Source organism: Dyadobacter sp. LHD-138 (assembly GCF_030929615.1).
Taxonomy (GTDB): Bacteria; Bacteroidota; Bacteroidia; order Cytophagales; family Spirosomataceae; genus Dyadobacter.
This window is the reverse complement of record NZ_JAVFVU010000008.1, coordinates 216,205-232,350: the sequence shown is the minus strand read 5'-3', so window position 1 is coordinate 232,350 and position 16,146 is coordinate 216,205. Positions and strand designations below refer to the sequence as shown.

Sequence of the window (16,146 nt, the reverse complement as noted above, 5' to 3'; positions counted from 1 at the left end):
TGCAGGTTTAATTCATCTAATCCCAAAATAAAGGAGAAATGATTTTGTCACGAATATAGGCAAGATATAAACAAAGACCGGTAATTAATTCATTGAATAAATATAAATAACATTGGAATTGTTAAAGCTTAAAATTGACTGTAAAAAATCGGTTTAGTGGCCTATGTGTTGAAAATGGCGACAAAATGTTCACCTGACGATGTAAGATTTATTTGACCATTTTAGGCTCAAAATTGATAAAGAAAATAAAAAATAGCAGGGTATTATTGTTATTTTTTAAGAATGCATATAGATATTGGAAGAAGATTTTTTTTTGTGAAGAATTTAATATCTTTTTGTACATCATAATGAGTAGAATTAGATATTTGGTACTTATCTGATATGTATCTGAAGTATATGAATGACATAATACTTGTTGTGAATAAATCATTAATTTTACCTGCTTCAATAGTACCATTATTTAACCTAACAATCATAAAAAATTGAAAAAATTTCTCCGCTCCCTCAAATTGTCATGTCCGGAATTTACTTCTACATTTTAGTGTAGTGGATTCCTTTATTTTGCCTACGCTACGTGAATGATTCACGGAAATGAGCTTATCGTTTTACCCAGTTTTTTTTTATTTTTTTTACTCATCCTAATAATTAATCTATGAGATTTTCTACTAGATGGACGTGTCGTGAAACAGCGCGATGTGTTTTTTCTCTCTTGCTAATCCTCATAACGGTTGTTGGAGCATATGCTCAAAACACCGTTAAGGGAAAAGTGAAAGATGACCAGGGGCTCGGGCTCCCCGGCGTAAGTGTTGTCGTGAAAGGTACCACGGCGGGTACAGTGACGGATAATGAAGGTGGTTACACGGTGAGCCTGACAGGCAGTAATACGCTTGTTTTTTCTTTCATCGGTTATCTTACACAGGAAATCGAGGTTGGAAAGAAAACAACGCTTGACGTAATACTTGCAACAGACATTAAGTCTTTGGGTGAAGTTGTTGTGGTTGGTTATGGTACGGCAAAAAAGGCTACTTTAACAGGTTCGGTTACGGCGGTTAAAGGAACGGAGCTTGAAAAAGCACCGGCAGCCAACCTTTCGAATACCCTGGGCGGTCGTTTGCCGGGTGTTTCGGCGGTACAGATAAGTGGTGAGCCAGGAAATGATGGTTCGGCAATCCGTATCCGTGGTACGAACTCATTGGGTAACAGTAATGCCCTGATCGTAGTGGATGGTGTTCCTAACCGTAGTGGTGGTTTGGATCGTATCAACCCTGCCGATATCGAGAGTATCTCGGTTTTGAAAGATGCTGCGGCGGCCATTTATGGATCACGTGCGGGTAACGGTGTTATCCTGATCACGACGAAACGTGGAAAGTCAGGAAAACCACAGTTGTCGTATGACATGAATTTCGGGATGTCTCAGCCTACACGTACACCTAAAATGTCCAATGCTGCTGAATATGCGACGATCAGAAATGAGTTGCAGATTTATGACGGATTGCCGGTTGCACAATGGGGTGATGCGCTTAAAGGCTTTAACTCAACAGGTAATTATAAAAGAACGGATGCAGGTAAAGATGTGTTGACAGCTGTATTTCAGCCTGGCGATATGCAAAAGTTCAAAGACGGTTCAGATCCGTTATTGCACCCTAACACAGACTGGTATGGATCTGTGCTTCGTAACTGGGCTCCCCAGCAGCGTCACAATGTACAGTTGACAGGTGGAAGTGAAAATATCAAGTATCTTGCTTCTCTGGGTCACATTAAGCAGGATGGCTATTATGTTAAATCTGCGACAGGGTATAAGCAATATGACATGCGTATCAACCTCGATACGAAGATTAACAAATATGTTACGGCTAATCTGGGTGTAACATTAAGAGAGGAATATCGTCATTTCCCAAGTGGTGGTAACAGTGCCGGTTCGATTTTCCGTATGCTGATGCGTGGAAAGCCAACGGAAATCGCGATCTGGCCGAATGGAAAACCAGGTCCTGATATCGAGAACGGTCAAAACCCGGCGGTTATCACAACCAATTCGACGGGTTATAACAACGATAAAAGAGACTATATTCAAACCAACGGAGGCTTGGAAATTTTAATACCTGGCGTTAAAGGTTTGAAAATAAATACGATGGCTGCTTTGGATAAGCAGATACGCAGGGTGAAAAACTGGGAAACACCCTGGACTTTGTATTTCTGGGACAAGAAGACGTTCGAAGCGGATGGCGTAAGCCCATTATTGACGGGAACGGTGCGTTCTACCTTCAAGGATCCTCGTTTGACGGAGACCGCTGCGCAGGAGCTATCGATCCAGCTAACGGGTCAGATGTCTTATGAGAAATCATTTGGCTTACACAATTTCAACGTCATGGCCGGGGTTCAGAGAGAAAAAGTAGATGCCGATGGTTTCTTTGCTTACCGTCGTTATTTCATTTCGCCAGCAGTTGACCAACTTTTCGCCGGTGGTACTGCCGAACAGAATATCGGAAATTCGGGTACTAACAACGGTGATTTGTACAGACGTGCCCGTTTGAGCTATTTTGGACGTGCAGGTTATAACTACAAAGAGAAGTATATCGCTGAGTTCCTGTGGCGTAGAGATGCTTCTTACGTTTTCCCAAAGGAAGGTCGCTGGGGATTTTTCCCGGGGGTTTCGGCGGGATGGCGCGTGTCTGAAGAAGGTTTCTGGAAAAATAATATCCGTTTCGTGAATAATGTAAAGATTCGCGGTTCATGGGGACAAATGGGTGCTGAACCTTACTTACTTGGTACAGAAACGCTTGCTGAATACCAGTATCTTTCCACCATGGGTTTTGGTAGCTTTGTGATGGACGACCAGGTTGCTAAAACGTTGCTGGAAACCCGTATTGCGAACAAGAACTTTACCTGGGAAGTAGCCAACAACAGTAACTTTGGTATTGAAGGTACCTTGTTCAACGATAAAGTGGCATTTGAATTTGATTATTTTGTGAACAACCGTTCTAAAATGCTTATTCCAAAATCGGGTACTACGCCTTCGTCTGTCGGCATCGACAACCGTCTTCCACCCCAAAATCTTGGAAAACTACAAAACAAGGGATGGGAGTTTAAATTGAGCTACGACGGCAATGCAGGTGACTTTACTTACTCTGCAAGTATCAACGGCGGTTATGCAAAGAACAAGATCAAGTATTGGGATGAAGTACCCGGTGCCCCTGATTACCAAAAAACAACCGGCATGCCTTACCAGTCATTCCTGGTGTACCAATTCGATGGCGTTTTCAAAGACCAGGCCGAGATTGATGCCAATACAATAAAGTATAATGATATTACTGGAAATTTGCGACCAGGCGATATGAAATTTAAGGATGTAAATGGCGACGGAAAAATCAGCGCTGATGACCGTATTCGTACGGAGAAAGTAGCGCGTCCATGGTTTACGGGTGGTGCTTCGTTCAATCTTGGATACAAGGCATTTGATCTTGCCATTCTTTTCCAGGGCGCAGCAGGCGGTCTTCAGCTGGTTGGTTTGACCGAATCGGGTGATATTGGAAACTATCTTAAATACGATTATGACCACCGTTGGACGATTGACAACCCAACTGACAAGTATCCAAGATTAACCAACCGTGGCAACCGTTATTATACGAACACGGGACAGGCAGGTATCAACAGCTACTTCCTGAAAAGCAATAATTACCTGCGTTTGAAAAACATCGAACTTGGTTATAACCTGCCTTCTGAACTTGGTTCAAAATTGGGACTAAGCAAATTCCGTGTTTACGTGAACGCATTGAACTTGTTTACCATTGACAAAATCAAAGTGTGGGATCCGGAATCTACCAACAGCGGCGGACAGTACTATCCACAGTCGCGTGTTATCAATGCGGGTATACGTGTAGCATTTTAATGACCTATAATTATGAAATTGAAATATAAAAATATAATTCTGATTGCGCTGTTGACTACGGGAGGGTTGGTATCGTGTAAAACTGATTTTCTGGACGTAACCCCGCCTACGGAAATTCCTTCGGAGGAAGTATGGAAGGATGGTGCTTTGGCTGAAGGTTTTGTTACCGGTATTTATGCCGGGCTTCAGCAGGGAGGTTTCAGTGAGCAGATGCTTGCTTCCTTATCCGATGAAGCCGTGTTTACCCATACGGGCCGTAATATCAACACGGTCAATGAGGGCAGTTTGAGCCCTTCAAGTCTTGGTTGGGTGGATGATACCTATAACTGGGGACCTATGTTTACCCGTATCCGTGCAACCAACCTGGCGATTCAGAATTTGGCAACGGCTAGTTTTAGCGGCGATGCGTTGAAGAGCCGACTGAAAGGAGAATCGTACTTTTTAAGAGCCTATTATTATCAGCAGCTTCTGCGTTACTATGGTGCTCCTCCGCTGATCAAAAAAGTATATGCGCTGAACGAAGACTACTCGATCACGCGCAGCTCGTATGATGAGTGTGTAAAGTCTATCGTCAGTGACCTGGACAGTGCAGCATTGCTTCTGGACGGAAAAACACTGGTAAAAGGACGGGCTACCAAAGCTGCGGCACTTTCTCTGAAATCAAGGGTATTGCTTTATGCGGCCAGTGATCTGCATGATATACCAACGGCGAAGGCAAAATCGGCGCTAATCTCAGGATATTCGAATCCTGAATTTTTAGGCTATGTTTCGGGTGACCGTACGGCGCGCTGGACAGCGGCTTTGAACGCTGCAAAAGCAGCTTTGGATGCTGGTAACGGAGGTTACAAGCTGAACCTTACAGCACCAGAAACAGCAGAAAGAGGAAGACTTAATTATATCTCTATAGCCATGGCAGGTGCGAGTGCTGATAAAACGCTTGATCCATCAGCAGCTAGCGAGATTATTTTCGGGCGCTATTTTACGCCAAGTTTGGGCGAGGGCGCTCGTCAGACGGGTCTTAACAACGGTCCTAACGGATACCACAACTGGGCTGGAAATACACCAATCGGTTTATTGGTAGATGACTATCAAATGATGGATGGAACGGATTTTAAATGGACTAATCCGGTTCATAAAGCAGCGCCTTACACAGGCCGTGATCCGCGTTTCTATGCAACGGTGATGTATGACGGAGCTGGCTGGAAACCACGTCCATCGGATGTTAAGGATCCTGCTAACCAGATCCAGACAGGTGCTTATGATCTTTTGGATGATAAGGGTGCATTGATCAACCGTAAAGGATTGGATACGCGTAGCAGTTCGGTAGAAGACTGGAACGGAAGCCGTTCAGGTTACTACATGCGAAAATTTATCGATCCGAATCCGGCGTTGTATGACAACACGGACCGTCAGAATATTCCATGGCCTTTCATTCGCTTTACTGAGGTTGTTTTCAACTATATTGAGGCAAACATTGAACTTGGAAAAGACGCAGAAGCGCTTTTATGGCTTAACAAAATTCGTTTCCGCGCCGGTATGCCAGCATTGACGGCAACGGGTGCTGAGCTGAAAGAAGCTTACCGTAAGGAAAGAAGAATTGAAATGGTTTATGAAGAGCAACGTTACCACGATGCACGTCGCTGGATGGTCGCGCCGACTACTTTGGGTAGAACCTTGACTTATATCAATGTGGTAGGTAAATTCAAGGCGGGTCAGTCTATGAAAGAGCCATATCACTATGATACCTCGGTGTATGATTATACTTACACATCGGTTGAAGAGAAAGCTCATGAGAACCGTACCTGGGTTGATAAAATGTACTTCCGTCCGTTCAGTCGTGACGAAATGAACAGAAACGCGAAACTTGTTCAGAACCCTGGTTATGATAAATAGTTAATTGTTTCTTATCTTCATTACCAGAAACTATGCTTGCTTTATGCAGGCATAGTTTCTTTTTTCCATCTCCATCCAATATTTTCTGTTTCAAATCATGAAACTAAAAAGCGGCTTATCTCTGGCCATCTCCCTGTTTGCTGGGATTATCACTTTTACGGGTTGCAGCAAGTCTGAAAAATCTGATGAAAAGGAAAACGCCGAAACCGGGCCTCCACTTTTTACACTGCTTCCCGCCGAAAAAACTAAAATCGATTTTAACAATACTTTGACCGAAGGATTGAATACCAACGTGTTGATGTATGAATATTTTTATAACGGTGGTGGTGTCGCTGTTGGGGATATCAACGGGGATGGGCTGGATGATATTTATTTTACCGGAAATATGGTTTCGAACAAACTGTACCTGAACAAGGGAAAAATGCAGTTTGAAGATATTACCGCGACCGCCAATGTTGCGGGCAGGGAAGGCCCCTGGAAAACCGGTGTGACCATGGCAGATGTAAATGGCGATGGTCTGCTGGATATTTATGTTTGTTATTCGGGAAGCGTTTCGCCGGATAAACTGAAAAATCAATTATTTGTTAACAAAGGACCTAATACGCAGGGCGTTCCGCAGTTTGAGGAAAAGGCGGAGCAATACGGATTGGCCAGTTCTTCCACTAGCACACAAGCAGCTTTTTTTGATTATGACCGGGACGGAGATCTCGACATGTTTTTACTAAACCATAATCCTAAGGCGTTACCGATATTAGATGAATCATCCACGGCCGAAATCCTGAAAAAGGAAGATCCTTCGGCAGGAGCAAGGTTATTTCGTAACAATATGACCAATGGCGGGGAACCCGTTTTTGAAGATGTTACCAGCAAAGCAGGCATTCACGGTTCTGGATTAAGTTATGGTTTGGGTATTGGCATAGCGGATATTAACCTCGATGGCTGGCCGGACCTTTATGTTTCCAACGACTATTCTGTTCCTGATTTTTTATATATCAATAATAAAAACGGCACTTTCACCGATGTGATTGATGCGGGTATCGGTCACACTTCGCATTCTTCCATGGGAAATGAAATTGCGGATTTTAACAACGACGGATTACCCGATATTTTTACTTTGGACATGTTGCCGGAAGATAACCGTCGGCAGAAACTTCTGGTGGGATTGGATAATTACGAATTATTCGATTTTAATGTAAAAATGGGTTTTCATCACCAGTATATGCGCAATATGCTGCAACTGAATAAAGGCGTCGTAGGCGCTGCTTCGGGCAAATCTGCTGCACCTGTTTTCTCGGAGATCGGGCAGTTGTCGGGTGTTTCCAATACCGACTGGAGTTGGGCGCCACTTTTTGCCGATTATGATAATGATGGCTGGAAGGATTTGTTTATCACGAACGGAAACTTGCGTGATTTTACAAACATGGATTTTGTAAAATACATGGGCGATCATTTGAAACGGAAAGAAGGGCAGGTACGTCGCGAAGACATTCTGGAACTGGTTTATCAGATGCCATCTTCGAATATGACGAATTATCTTTTTAAAAATAACAAAGACCTGACCTTTAAAAATGTGGCAGCCAACTGGGGCCTTGGACAGGTTTCTAACAGCGGCGGCGCTGCCTATGCAGACCTTGACAATGACGGAGACCTGGATCTTGTCGTGAATAATATTAACCTGCCGGCATTTGTTTATCAAAATGACGGAGACAAACAATTAAAGAATCATTATCTGAAATTGAAGTTGCAGGGAGAAGGCAAAAATACTTTGGGTACAGGAGCAAAAGTGACGATTTACCAAAAAGGTCAGCAGCAATATCTTGAACAAATGCCAACGCGCGGCTATCAGTCCAGTGTTTCGCCAATCCTTCATTTCGGTCTGGGTGGCACTGCTTCGGTTGATTCTCTGAAAATTGTTTGGCTCAGCGGAAAGCAGGAGAAACTTGTTAATCCCAAAGCTGATCAGTTGTTGACGCTATCAGAGAAAAATGCAAAAGGCGATGCAGGCATTCCGACTTTGGAACCGACGACATTTAATCCGGTGCCGTCGCCGGTTGTTTATACAAATCCGGTGAACAAAACGAATGATTTTAAACGCCAGCCTTTGATGGTGAACGCGCTTTCATTTTCGGGGCCGTGCATGGTGAAAGGAGATATTAACGGCGATAAACTGGAAGATCTGTACATTGGCGGCGGTGCTGGCGAGCCCGGAAAGTTATATGTTCAGCAGAAAAACGGCACATTTACGATAAAACCTGTTCCGGCTTTTGATGGTGATAAGCAAAGCGTGGATGCAGACGCTGCATTTTTTGATGCGAACGGCGACGGTTTCACTGATATTTATGTTGCCAGCGGAGGTTATGCCAGTTTTATGCCGGAAGATGCTTTGCTTCAGGACCGTTTATACCTCAATGATGGCAAAGGGAATTTTACAAAAAAGGCTGACGCGTTACCCAAAATGCTTTTCAGTAAAAGCTGTGTCCGTGTTACGGATTTGAATTTGGATGGGGAACCAGATTTATTTGTGGGAGGCCGGGTTATTCCCGGGAGGTATCCGGAAACACCGAGAAGTTATATTTTGATCAATAACGGGAAAGGACAATTTGCGGACCAAACGGCGGCTCTTGCACCGGAACTTGAAAGGATCGGGTTGGTTACCGATGCCGCCTGGGCCGATATGAATGGTGATAAGAAACCTGATTTGGTTGTGGTCGGAGAGTGGATGCCGGTGATGGTGCTGGTTAATAACGGCGGGAAACTGGCCAACAAAACGACTGACTATTTTGAAAAATCATACAGTGGCTGGTGGAATAAAATTCTGGCAGAAGACCTGAATGGTGACGGGAAGACGGATCTTGTGGTTGGCAATATTGGCTTAAATACACAATGCAAAGCAAGCGATACGGAGCCGGTGGAAATGGTTTACAAAGATTTTGACGATAACGGCTCGGTTGATCCGATCCTTTCCTTTTACATTCAGGGTAAAAGTTATCCTTATGTGACGCGTGACGAAATGCTGGATCAGATGAGTATCATGCGCACACGTTTTCAGGATTATAAAAGTTATGCAGAGGCAACGCTGACCGATATTTTTTCGAAAGAAGAACTCGAAGGGGTTGCGCATTTGAAATCAAATTTCCTTAAAACGGCCTATTTTGAAAGTAAAGCATCCGGTAAGCTTACAGAAAAAGCGTTGCCGCTTGAAGTACAGTCGTCTCCGGTATTTACGATCACGGCGTTGGATTACGATCAGGACGGAAAAAAGGATTTGCTGTTTTGTGGCAATAGCAACAAAGCACGGTTGCGGTTTGGGAAATATGACGCAAATTATGGGACGTTATTGAAGGGAGATGGCAAAGGGAATTTTGGCTATATACCTCAGAACAGATCAGGTTTTGCCCTGAAAGGTGATGTGCGCAGTGTGGTTTCGCTTGGAAATACACTCTTATTTGGGATAAATCAGCAGGAAATTAAAGCATACAAAACAAACAAAAAATGAAAATTCAATTAATTCTGCCTCTTCTGTTTGTTGTTTGTTTGATTGGATGTAACAAAAAAGAAGCAAAGTCACCGGAACTGAGTCCGGCAATCATTGGTCAGGTAACGAGTCAGATGACGGATGTGATGGTTCATGATGTGACAAATCCTCCGTTGGGTGCCAGGTTTTATTCCTATGCCTGTCTGGCCGGATATGAAGTGATAGCGCAGCATGACGCAGTGACGAAAACCATGCATGGCCGGCTCAACGACTTTCCCGAGATAAAAAAACCGGAAGGATTAACGCACTATTCATATCAGTTAAGTGCTGTTTTGGCGATGCTGGAAACGGCGAAAAAAATGCAGCCTTCCGGTGGCGTGATGTTACAAAAGTTTCAGGATCGTTTGATTGATTCCTGTAAAACAATTGGTTTTAGTGAAGAAACGATCCATGAATCAAAAGCCTATGCGGTTGATATCAGCAAGCAGATCTTAAAATATGCGAAAGCGGATAAGTACAATAAGATAAGCAATTTTCCGCGTTACGAACCCAGGGAAATTAAAGGCAGCTGGTACCCGACACCTCCGGGTTATTTTCCACCCGTGGAGCCTTACTTCAATACCGTTCGCCCGTTTACGCTTGATTCAGCATCGCAGTTTAAACCGGAGCCTCCTGTTCCGTTTTCAGAAGATAAAAATGCTGAATTTTATAAAATGATGCTGGATAATTACAAGGTGAAGCCCGAAGGTGATGCCAAAGTCATCGCTGCTTTTTGGGATTGTAATCCGTTTGCGCTTGAAAATAAGGGGCATTTACTCGTTGGGATGAAGAAAATATCACCCGGCGCGCACTGGATCGGGATTACCGACATTGCATGTAAGCAAGCAAAAACGGATTTCTCGCAAACCATGCTGATCACCACGTCCGTAGCGATAGGTTTAATGGATGGTTTTATGGCTTGCTGGGATGAAAAGTACAGAAGCAACCGCATTCGTCCTGAAACGGTGATCCGGAAATACATTGATCCCAACTGGAAACCATTTTTGCAGACACCGCCTTTTCCTGAGTATCTCAGCGGCCATTCCGTGGTTTCGGCAGCAGCGGCGGTAATTCTGACGCATTATTTCGGTGAAAATTTTGCCTATACAGATACTGTCGAAGAACGTTTTGGATTGAAAGCACGTAAATTTAAATCCTTCAATGACGCCGCCGAAGAATCCGGTTTATCCCGTTTTTATGGCGGAATCCACTTTATGGATGCGGTGGAAAATGGATGGATTCAGGGGAAAGCAGTAGGGGACTGGGTTATCGGGACGCTGGTGGATGTTAAACCTCAGGGTGTGGTAGCGAGCAGCCATTGAGAAGAAATCCGGACATTATACGTCAATTTTCTTTTCCGCCAGCAGTTGGTGGGTGTATCGATAGCCGATATCAAATAATTTCCGCGCTTTCGTAAAATCGAAGGTATTAAAAGTGCTTAGTTCGGGAGCCTCAATGAGCAGGTCGCAGCGGTCGAGGCTTGCTTTGGCCTTTTGCCGCATAGCCATCCGGAGGCTCCGGATGGTAATCTGGTGCATGTGGGCAGAAGGCTTGTTGAAAAGAAGCGGGTTGCAATGGACGCCAATGATATAATCGGTCTCTTTTTCGATTGGGGTTACGGGTAAATTATTAAAAATAGCGCCGTCGATCAGATCACGGCCGTTTAGCCGGAGCGGTCTGAATACCCCAGGAAGGCAACAGGAGGCCAGGACAATTCTTGCCAGCTCGCCGGCGCGAAAAGATATTTCTTCCCCGGCGTTAATGTCGGTAGCCGTGACGACCAAAGGAATTTTCAACGCTTCAAAGGAATTCTCGGGAATGTATTTTTTTAATATCTCTTCCGCCCTGTCAATTTTTAACAAACCTCCAAGGCTGAAACCGAATCTTAAATAATTGCTGAACCGTGTTTTGAGAACGATTTCAAATATTTCATCGGCGGAATATCCGTAAGCGAGTAATGCTCCTACGAATGCACCGGCGCTTGTTCCGCTGATGATAGCGGGTTTTAGGCCGTATTCTTCCAGCGCTTTTATTGCACCAATATGTGATATCCCCCGGGCACCGCCGCCAGATAAAACGAGTCCAATTTTCTTCATGTTTTATAAACACAGATCCTGGGGATCTTGTCGTTGTATTCTCCGTTTTTTATCAGATAAAATTTTTCAAATCCCCCCGTTCCAAAATTTTTATCCCTTTTTCAGTTTGTTCAACAACGGCTGCTTCGTATACAGGGTCATGCTCGAACAGTAAAATACATTTTTCTTCCGCCGCCTTTTTTAATACACTTTCTTTTTCCTGCATCGTTAACAAAGGCCGTACATCGTAGCTCATCACCCAGGGCAAGGGGAGATGAAAAGACGAAGGGATTAAGTCGGCAGCATAAATTATTTTCTGATTTTTGTAATGGATAACCGGTAGCATCATTTGCTCGGTATGCCCGTTGACATGAATAAAGTCAATATTGGTGAACGGTGATTTTTCATTGTCAATAAATTTTAGCTGTCCGGATTCCTGGATTGGTAAAATATTTTCTTTCAGGAAAGAAGCCTTCTCTCTTGGATTTGGATTTGTAGCCCATTGCCAGTGGGATGCGTTGGACCAATAGGTTGCATTCGGAAAAGTGGGTAAAAGGACAGATTTGTCTGTATTGTATTTCACAGCGCCTCCGACATGGTCAAAATGCAAATGGGTGAGGATAACATCCGTTACATCTTCCGGACTAAACCCGGCTTTTTTGATCGAACCGATTAATGTTGCATCGCCATGCAGATCATAAAAACCGAAGAATTTATCATCCTGTTTATCGCCCAGACCGGTGTCAACCAGGATGAGACGATTTTCGTCTTCGATCAGAAGACAGCGCATGGACCAGCTGCACAAGTTTTTTTCATCCGCCGGATTGTGTTTGTTCCATAGCGTTTTTGGAACGACGCCAAACATTGCACCACCGTCAAGTTTGAAATAACCGGTATCGATAATATGTAAATTCATAAGGGAAACAAGATATTTATTCGTCTTAGAAGTAGCTTTGCCGGTAAAGTTAGTTATTAATACAGAAGTTGGTAATTGGTCTTTAATTACCAAACTTAAAGATCCAATACCGGCAATTATAATATTATTCTATTTGTATGTCTCATTATTTACATTTTCGAAAAATATCAGGTGGTTTCAGTTTTTTATTGCTGATGATTTTTCATGTTTCCCAGGCTCAAAAATTACCTGTTCAATACGTAGAAACGAGAATTGGCACCGCTCCGGCTGCCACCCAGAGTGCCAAAATGCACAGTGAAGCGGGCAGCGAATTAAAAGGACAAACAATGCCAGCCGTAGGAACACCGTATGGCATGACACAGTGGACGCCGCAAACCAGGGCTACGGAGACGAAGTGTATTGCTCCTTACTATTATTCAGATACTCACTTTCAGGGTTTTCGTGGTACGCATTGGCTCAACGGTTCCTGTGTGCAGGATTACGGAACGCTGACCGTGATGCCACTTTCGGGAGAGTTAATTGTCGCTGCCGAAAAACGTGCATCGAAATTCCGCCACGAAACAGAGGTCGCGACGCCGACTTATTATAGTGTATTGCTTGACGATTATAAAATCAACGCGGAAGTAACGTCTCTGGCGCGTTCGGCAATGCTGCGCTTTACCTATGAAGCAGGAAAAGAGAATTTTATTGTCGTGGAACCCAATAGTGACGAGGGAGAAGGTTTTGTAGAAGTGTATCCTGAAAGAGGGGAGATCGTCGGATACAATCCCGTGCACCGGATTTATCAGGGATCAGGCCAGTCGGCAGGTTTCAGTGGTTATTTTGTTTTGAAATTTGATACGCCTTTTACACAATATGGTGTGTGGGAATCTGATACGATCCTGCCGATGGGGAGGACCAGAGCCGGGAAAGGAAAGCGCGAGAAGCTGGGGGCCTATGTAGGTTTTGGTACAAAACAGCAGTCTGTGATTGTGCAGATCGGTACTTCCTTTACGAGTCTGGAAGGTGCAAGAAATAACCTGAAAAAAGAGCAGGCCGGTAAAAGTTTTGATGCTGTCCGCAGATCGACCGAGAAAACCTGGAATGAGGCTTTGGGTAAAATGAAGGTGAAAGGAAGTGAAAAAGATAAGACATTGTTTTACAGCGCGCTTTACCGGTCAAAACTTTCACCGCGATTATATTCCGACGTTGACGGCCAGTATCCTTCTTTTGCGGGCGGTACACCACTTCAAAAAGCTGATGGATTTGATTATTACTGTGATTACAGCATGTGGGATACTTTCCGGGCATCAATGCCGCTGAATGTATTGCTAGAGTCGAAAAAATCCGGTGACATGATGCAGTCGCTTGTGAAAAAAGCGGAACAGGGCGGTTGGATGCCAATTTTTCCAATCTGGAACCACTACACGGCTGCAATGATTGGCGACCACGTGATGTCTGTTATGGCGGATGCTTATGTTAAAAACGTAAGGAATTTTGACGTGCAGACAGGTTACAAGTATTTACGCAAAAATGCTTTTGATGTTAACACGGATCAGAAAAGTTATGAAGCCGGAAAAGGCAGACGGGCGTTGACATCGTATCTGAAATACAATTATGTGCCCTTGGAGGACAGTGTCTGGCAGGCATTTCATAAACGGGAACAGGTTTCAAGAACGCTGGAGTATGCTTACGATGACTTCTGTCTCTTTGTTTTGGCGGAGGAGTTGGGGCATGCTGACGACGCAGCGGTGCTTAGAAAAAGGGCGTTGAATTATCAGCATGTGATTGATCCTTCCACAGGTTATGCGCGCGGAAGGTATGCGGATGGCAGCTGGATTAAACCCTTTGACCCCTTTGCCAAACGATCCAGTTTTATTACCGAAGGCTCTCCGGCGCAGTACACCTGGTTTGTTCCGCAGGATATTGCCGGTTTGAAAAAGGCCGTAGGAGGAGATAAATATTTCGCAGCAAAGCTCGACTCCATGTTTGAGAAAGGATATTATTGGCACGGCAACGAACCAAATCATCAAATTCCATATCTGTTTGCTTATGCAGGACAACCCTGGAAAACGCAGAAATGGGTTCGAAAAATCATCAGCGAAGAATATGATATTACACCGGGCGGCCTAAGTGGCAATGAAGACGGAGGGCAAATGTCGGGATGGCTGGTGTTTAGCATGGCCGGTTTGTATCCGGTTACACCCGGGACGCCTTATTATGTTTTGGGAACACCGGCTTTTGAGGAAGTGGTCTTTGAATTTTCAAGAAGCAGGAAATTTAAAATTAAAGCGAACAATGTGTCCGACAAAGCTTTATACATTCAGTCGGCCCGGCTGAACGGGAGGCCTTTTACCAAAACCTATTTGTCGCATCAGGAAATTACAAGCGGAGGGGAACTTGTTCTGGAAATGGGAGAAACCCCTAATGAAAAATGGGGTAGTGCACCGTCGGACATGCCACCATCGCTGACTAAATAATAATTTTATTTTTTTGAACGGTTTATTGTCTTGTGAATCTAGTATTTTGCTGTGTTATTATTGTATTAAAGTAAATATTTGTAAAATATAATTTCGATAATTTAGTTTTGTGCGATATTAAATTTGTAATCGAGTAATGGGTTGACTATTTTTCGTTGGAATACGTCGTCCTATTACTCCCTTTCAAATGAATCGTAGAAACTTTTTCCAAAAAGCTGTTCCGGCCAGTCTGGCCCTTGGCGCTGTCGCGACATCCTGTGCACCGAAATTACAACAGCAGTATCCCGACAAGCATTTTCATATCAGTCGAGGGTACCATCAGATTCCTAAATTACGCCTTTCAATGGATCGTATTGTGAAGGAAACGGTGGGATTACGTCCTTTCCGTCCGTCAGGGCCACGTATTGAAACAGAAATGTTAGACAATAAAACCATTGTTCATAACTACGGACATGGGGGGAGCGGATGGTCGCTATCGTGGGGAACGGGCAACATGGCCAGGAAAATGGTGCTGGCGACAAATGAGAAAAAAGTAGCCTTGCTGGGCTGCGGAGCGGTGGGTATTGCCACGGCGCGTTTGCTGCAGGAAAGTGGTTGTGAGGTTACGATTTATACGAAAGATGTTCCACCGAATATTACGAGTAATCTGGCAACGGGTACCTGGTCTCCAGCTTCCCGGGTTTGTGATGTAAAGGTTGCCAGACCCGAATTTAAGGCGATCTGGGAAGAGGCGACACGGTTTTCATTCCGACGTTTTCAGTTTCTTCTGGGCATGAATGATATCGCCTGCTGGGCTGAGGAATATGGTGTTTTTGACAAGGAACCGGTATACATTCCGGGAGCGGGCGGCGAAGATTTTGAAATTCATGGCTTGATACCGGAACGTGTAAAACTGACTGAAAAAGAGCATCCGTTTAAAGCCGGTCACGTTACAAGACGGTCCAATCTGATGTTCAACATCCCGTCCTACCTGAGACATCATTTGAATGATTTTCTCATGTTTGGCGGAAAAGTGAAAATCCAGGAAATCAAAAAGCTTGAAGATATTGATGCACTGCCGGAACGTGTGGTTGTTAATTGCATGGGGTTGGGAGCCAAACCAGTATTCAACGACCAGGAGCTAACACCGGTATCGGGACAACTTTCCTGTCTGATTCCGCAAAGCGATGTGAACTATAAATTATACACCCAGGGCGCGAATTTCATTTCTAGAAAAGACGGGATTTATATTGGAAGCAACGGAATTTTAGGGAATTGGGACACGACCCCGAGCCGGGAACAAACGGAAAAGACCGTGGGAATTATTCAGAAACTGATGGAGAACATGAGGGGATAAATTTGAATGAGGAATTAAAAATAGGGAAACACCCCAACCATCACAACCCTGAAAGGGTTGCCTAACT

General features: G+C 44.1%; 8 protein-coding genes. 6 read left to right on the top strand and 2 right to left on the bottom strand.

The window, feature by feature from the left end; translation table 11 throughout:
- Window positions 1-652: 652 nt before the first annotated feature.
- From RB622_RS08625 to RB622_RS08610, 4 genes are all read left to right on the top strand, one after another.
- Window positions 653-3,886 (top strand): TonB-dependent receptor, encoded by a 3,234-nt coding sequence (locus RB622_RS08625; RefSeq protein ID WP_308046157.1) that lies wholly within the window; start codon window positions 653-655, stop codon window positions 3,884-3,886.
- Window positions 3,887-3,898: 12 nt separating this feature from the next.
- Entirely contained in the window at window positions 3,899-5,779 is a 1,881-nt protein-coding gene (locus RB622_RS08620) for a RagB/SusD family nutrient uptake outer membrane protein (RefSeq protein ID WP_308046156.1), read from the top strand.
- A gap of 97 nt (window positions 5,780-5,876) precedes the next feature.
- Entirely contained in the window at window positions 5,877-9,275 is a 3,399-nt protein-coding gene (locus tag RB622_RS08615; RefSeq protein WP_308046155.1) for a VCBS repeat-containing protein, read from the top strand.
- On the top strand, window positions 9,272-10,615 hold the full coding sequence (locus RB622_RS08610; protein WP_308046154.1) for a vanadium-dependent haloperoxidase: 1,344 nt from the start codon (window positions 9,272-9,274) through the stop codon (window positions 10,613-10,615). The genes RB622_RS08615 and RB622_RS08610 overlap by 4 nt, the downstream gene beginning before the upstream one ends.
- A gap of 15 nt (window positions 10,616-10,630) precedes the next feature.
- Here the strand turns inward: RB622_RS08610 and RB622_RS08605 are convergent, their stop codons facing one another.
- Both RB622_RS08605 and RB622_RS08600 read right to left on the bottom strand, forming a co-directional pair.
- A complete protein-coding gene (locus RB622_RS08605; RefSeq protein ID WP_308046153.1) occupies window positions 10,631-11,389 on the bottom strand; it encodes a patatin-like phospholipase family protein in 759 nt (252 codons plus the stop codon).
- Window positions 11,390-11,441: 52 nt separating this feature from the next.
- Entirely contained in the window at window positions 11,442-12,284 is an 843-nt protein-coding gene (locus tag RB622_RS08600) for an MBL fold metallo-hydrolase (RefSeq protein ID WP_308046152.1), read from the bottom strand.
- A gap of 137 nt (window positions 12,285-12,421) precedes the next feature.
- Between RB622_RS08600 and RB622_RS08595 the strand changes: the two genes are divergently transcribed.
- Entirely contained in the window at window positions 12,422-14,743 is a 2,322-nt protein-coding gene (locus RB622_RS08595; RefSeq protein WP_308046151.1) for a GH92 family glycosyl hydrolase, read from the top strand.
- 187 nt (window positions 14,744-14,930) lie between these two features.
- Entirely contained in the window at window positions 14,931-16,079 is a 1,149-nt protein-coding gene (locus RB622_RS08590; RefSeq protein WP_308046150.1) for an FAD-dependent oxidoreductase, read from the top strand.
- The last annotated feature ends 67 nt before the right edge of the window (window positions 16,080-16,146 follow it).

Coding starts and splice junctions, on each gene's coding strand:
- RB622_RS08625 (WP_308046157.1), top strand. CDS start 653: ATGAGATTTTCTACTAGATGGACGTGTCGTGAAACAGCGCGATGTGTT.
- RB622_RS08620 (WP_308046156.1), top strand. CDS start 3,899: ATGAAATTGAAATATAAAAATATAATTCTGATTGCGCTGTTGACTACG.
- RB622_RS08615 (WP_308046155.1), top strand. CDS start 5,877: ATGAAACTAAAAAGCGGCTTATCTCTGGCCATCTCCCTGTTTGCTGGG.
- RB622_RS08610 (WP_308046154.1), top strand. CDS start 9,272: ATGAAAATTCAATTAATTCTGCCTCTTCTGTTTGTTGTTTGTTTGATT.
- RB622_RS08605 (WP_308046153.1), bottom strand. CDS start 11,389: ATGAAGAAAATTGGACTCGTTTTATCTGGCGGCGGTGCCCGGGGGATA.
- RB622_RS08600 (WP_308046152.1), bottom strand. CDS start 12,284: ATGAATTTACATATTATCGATACCGGTTATTTCAAACTTGACGGTGGT.
- RB622_RS08595 (WP_308046151.1), top strand. CDS start 12,422: ATGTCTCATTATTTACATTTTCGAAAAATATCAGGTGGTTTCAGTTTT.
- RB622_RS08590 (WP_308046150.1), top strand. CDS start 14,931: ATGAATCGTAGAAACTTTTTCCAAAAAGCTGTTCCGGCCAGTCTGGCC.